This is a genomic window from Microcoleus sp. LAD1_D5, assembly GCF_036702115.1.
In the GTDB taxonomy this organism is placed as follows: domain Bacteria; phylum Cyanobacteriota; class Cyanobacteriia; order Cyanobacteriales; family Microcoleaceae; genus Microcoleus.
The window spans coordinates 1-4484 of sequence record NZ_JAUBSA010000154.1; the positions used below are offsets into that span (position 1 = coordinate 1).

The 4484-nt window shown below is 47.1% G+C and carries 4 protein-coding genes; 1 reads left to right on the plus strand and 3 read right to left on the minus strand.

The annotated features are described in order from the left end of the window. Positions 1-360: 360 nt before the first annotated feature. Entirely contained in the window at positions 361-1503 is a 1143-nt protein-coding gene (locus QUA70_RS28110) for a hypothetical protein (protein WP_333336242.1), read from the minus strand. A gap of 229 nt (positions 1504-1732) precedes the next feature. Further along, complete coding sequence (gene dapF / locus QUA70_RS28115) at positions 1733-2575, minus strand: diaminopimelate epimerase (protein WP_333336240.1); 843 nt, start codon at positions 2573-2575, stop codon at positions 1733-1735. Between the two features lie 1024 nt (positions 2576-3599). Here dapF and QUA70_RS28120 point away from each other — a divergent pair. Next, positions 3600-3992, plus strand: coding sequence for an IS66 family transposase (locus QUA70_RS28120; RefSeq protein WP_333410772.1), 393 nt, complete (start codon positions 3600-3602; stop codon positions 3990-3992). Positions 3993-4039: 47 nt separating this feature from the next. Here the strand turns inward: QUA70_RS28120 and QUA70_RS28125 are convergent, their stop codons facing one another. Next, complete coding sequence (locus QUA70_RS28125; RefSeq protein ID WP_333410774.1) at positions 4040-4408, minus strand: DUF3987 domain-containing protein; 369 nt, start codon at positions 4406-4408, stop codon at positions 4040-4042. Positions 4409-4484: the final 76 nt, after the last annotated feature.

Here is a 4484-nt window from a genome sequence, read left to right on the forward strand (position 1 = left end):
CTATTGAATAAGCTTTCATTTTTTCTGGTGAGGCTACTGAATCTAGTGTACCACATATACATGGAATCTGCTGTAAGTGTCAACTTCAGCTTTTTGTGCGCCAGTCATCCCGCCCACCCGGCACTCTTCGCCAGGGAATGAATTCCACGGGGCTTATAGCTAAAGTCCTCTCAAAGAGGACTGAAAAACTCCTTAGTCCTCTTTGAGAGGACTTTAGCTTTGAGGCAGGGGTTTCAACCCTTGCCGGACTATCGGTTTTACGTTAAGTTGACACTAATGGGCAGTACCGTTTCCCTACAATTAATCCGGGTAGGGAAACGGCACTGCCGTTTCCTCCGTTTCTCTCCTCTGTGAGTGTAACTATAACGTTTTAATTTGCTCAATCACCCAGTCAAAAGTTTGCATAACTTGCTTGAGGGCAGATTCATCTTGCAAAGTAAACAAAGCCAGACTCGGCGACCTTCTCTCCCCAGGTTCTGTAGGCAGCGACAGACCGATCGAAGTCAGTTTACTTCTCAATTGCAGCCAATTGTGATCCGCATTAAACGGCGGCCTGGAACCGTAATTATCAGCAGAAATCTCCATTCTGCCAGCAATATCTACAGTGAATAACTGATAGGGTTTTCTTCCCCTTTGAGGCAATTGAGCCGCGAAACCGCCGTAGGCATCCCCCGTTCCCCAGTGGATTTGAACTTCGGGTTCTTGACTTTTTGCCCACAGGTAAATTTCTTTTGCTATTTGCGCCTCGTCCGCGCCCCGTCTAGCTTGGATTTCCGCAAAAAATGAAGATTCATCCCAGCGCCTTCTTTCGCGCGTTGCGCTGGATTTTTTCTGCTGTGCTTCCGCTGTCTGACCGATCACTCTGGGAACCAGCGTTTTCAAACCGTCTTCGCTTACATACTGCTTAATTTCCAGGGCCAAAACTTCAACCGGGTCCATTTGTTCGTTGAGAAATTCCACAACTCGGCGCATTTCAGCAGAAATCTCGTCAGCTACAAACACTAAGCGAACTTTACCGGCTTGCAAATTAGTTTTAACCTTCTGCCAAAATCTGTCTTCATTAGCATTTGCGCCGAGAAACTCTTCAAAAATCTGTTCGGGATCGCGACCCCGATCGCGACAATTAGCTTCAAACAGAGCAATAATTGAATCGACAGGCCAGTAAACCAACGCATTAGCAGCATAGTCGATCGACTGACCCAAAACTTTTTGCCGCAGTTCGGCATTAGGAGTTCGCCGGACATCCACCAAAGTAGGAACTGCATTTTGGTCGAGAAACAAATGATCCAGCGACCACTGCACCGCTGTTTCCTCATCGCTAGGTGCAGCTTCCCGCGAAATTAACAGCCATCTCCGCGCCGTAGCCCGATCGATTTGGTCTCCCGCGATCAAATTGGGATAAGTTACTAGCAAGTCTTGTAACTGGTCTTCCGAGTCGTAGGGCTGTTCCATCATTTCTACCAGCCTGTCGTCGTCCTGAATCAGATAAATACCTCCAGCCATGCAAGCCCACCTACTTAATTTTAGATTTTAGGTTTTAGATTTTAGATTTTAGATTTCAGGCTTAGTTATTAGTCTTCAGTCTTCAGTCCGCAGCCAATAAGTTGTGAAGGCGGAAGGCATTGGTCAGAATTCAATAAAAATTTTGAAGTCAATAATTTTTATTGTTTGTTAATTCAACAAAAAATTCCTTCTGACCAGTGACTGATGACTAATAACTGATGACTGATGACTAATGACTAATACAACCAGTAAATACTCGCTGTGCCGGCCCGGTCATGTAAATCCGCCCAGAAACTTCTGCCCATTCGATTTCCAAAACGCCGCCGGGGAGTTCAACCGCAGTTGCCCGATCGCACTTCCCTACCAACACCCCAGCTACCACAGCAGCACAAGCACCAGTCCCACAAGCTAGAGTAACACCCGCGCCTCTTTCCCACACCCGCATTTTTACGTAGTCCGAACGTATCACTTGAATAAACTCCGTATTGGTACGCTGCGGGAATGCTTGGTTGTGCTCGAATTGAGGCCCGACAGTTTCTAAAGCAACAGCCGCAACATCCTCTACAAATGTAATGCAGTGAGGATTGCCCATGCTGACGCAGGTAACAGACCAAGATTTATCAGCAACTTCGATCGGCACATCTATAACTTTCGCATCCGGTGCGGCCAAAGTTGTCGGAATTTCCGCCGCCAGCAGCCGGGGAACTCCCATATCCACCTTAACCTGACCGTCCGATCGCAATTCCGGGGTAATCACACCAGCCAGAGTGTGGATGCGGTACTGAGTTTTCGCCTCTGACGCTTCCAAATCAGCGATAAACTTAGCCAAACAGCGAATCCCGTTGCCGCACATTTCCGGTTCCGAACCGTCGGAGTTAAAAATCCGCATCGTATAGTCAGTGCCGTTTTGACCGGGAAGAGCAAATATCACACCGTCTGCGCCAATCCCGAAATGTCGATCGCACAAATCCACAGCTTGTTCTGGTGAGATCGCGGGTTCTGACGAGTGGCGGTTGTCAATCAGAATAAAATCATTTCCCAGTCCCTGATACTTCGCAAACTCGATCGGCATAAAAACAAACCCCTTTTGGTTAAAACTGATTAGATAATTTGATGACCAAATTACCCATTTCCCAGTATTATAAAACTTGTAATTGCTCAACCCCCTTGACAAGAAGAGGAGATAGACACTAGATAAAGGAATGGAAAAACTCCCCGACTTAAAGCAACTATCGAACGAGGCAAAAGAAGCCTTGATAGTAGAGCTATGGCAAGAAATCCCAAAACTTAGCGCAGCATTAGCCACATAGGAACCTGGCACCAGGCTCATCTCCCACCAAAACTAGCAAAAATTCCAGCACTCCACCATCCAAAGGTTTCAAGCCGAACATTAAGCCGTCGAAAATTCAAGGAATAAAAAGACAAAGAAGCCTAGGAAGAGTCGGAGGGGTTCGAGAACTACATCCTCATCCCGACCAAACAATCATCGCCCAAGTCAAAAATTGCCCCCAGTGTGGAGAGAAAGTCACCGCCGCCACCCAAAAATTGCAATCCGTCTACGAAAAAATCGAACTACCCCCTATTCGCCCCATCATCACCCGAATAGAACGTTATGGTGGTCAGTGTGCCTGCTGTCAAACCGAGTATCTGGCCCCTGTACCATGGGGAATGGAAGCAGGTTCACCGTTTGGCAGTTCAATTCAAAGCTTGGTCACATATCTGGGTTACACTCATGCCATCAGCTACGAACGGCTATCGTCCATATTTGCATCCGTTTTTGGACTCAAGATTTCCGAAGGAGCAATCGCAAACCTGTTGGCAAAAGTCACGCACCAGTTTAGACGACCCAGTAAGTCAAATACTACAACGGTTGCGGCGGGCAAAATTAATTTGTTCAGATGAAACCAGTGCGAGAGTTAACGGACAGTGGGAGTGGGAGTGGGTGTTTCAGAACCAGGATGTTTGTTTACACCTCAGGATCCCGAGTCAAGGGACAGGGGTAATTAACGAAGTTCTCGCAGAACATCGTCCCGATATCTGGGTGTCAGATTTCTCCCGCGCTCAAAAAAATCACCCAGCACCACAATGGCAAGTGTGTGAGTGCCCATCAACTGCGGGATTGCCAATATGCGATTGATGCTCTTGACAGAATTTTGGCCCCAGCGATGAAGAGGTTATTATTAAGGGCTTTTATCATCCATCGGCAACGGGAGAATATGGATGATACTAGACTCTTGAGATATCGAATAAATTTACAGGAAAGATTAACCAAAATTTTGGATTTAGCACCACAGCATCCGGATGGTATACGGTTACGAAAACGTTACGGTGGGCTGATTGACAATTTATTTCTATTTCTGGAAGATGCGACAATTCCACCCACGAATAATAGTAGTGAACAGGCGATTCGGATGAGCGTGATATTTCGCCGTGTGACCAATGGCTTCCGTTCGGAATGGGGGCGAGATTTGTTTGCTGCCGTTCGTTGAGTTGTTAATACTGGCAAGCGTCAGGGTTTAACTGCTTATCAATCTATTCAACAAGCTCTCTCTACTGATGGCTCCCTTTTTTCCCCTAGTTGAGCAATTACGACGAACTTTATCGCCGCTTCCACAGCGCTCTTGGGTATTTGCAAGCTGACCTCGACACCATTGAAGGCACAGGTAAGGGTGTGAATGATAGCGGCCATCTTGCCGACCTTCTCAGGCATCTTGCCAACCATTGCTCGGATACCCTGTTTAGGTTCTGCAACCCGTCGGTCTTCCGTGGCATTGTAAAAGGCAGTAAAAAGTCGCTTAGCTTCCGGGGTTAGCTCCATCTTCAAGGCCGGCAAAGCATCTATTTTTGTGTACAGGCTGCTAAGCATCGGCGTAATGTCAAAACTTCCGCTGTCTTCCTCTGACAACTTAGGGCTTGCTGAATAAGCCTAAAACCCTTACCTCAAAAGACTTTGACTCGCGTTCGGCGTTGACAACGTGTAA

Excerpts from the sequence above, each read along its gene's own strand:
- QUA70_RS28110 (WP_333336242.1), bottom strand. The coding sequence starts at position 1,503 with ATGGCTGGAGGTATTTATCTGATTCAGGACGACGACAGGCTGGTAGAA.
- dapF (WP_333336240.1), bottom strand. The coding sequence starts at position 2,575 with ATGCCGATCGAGTTTGCGAAGTATCAGGGACTGGGAAATGATTTTATT.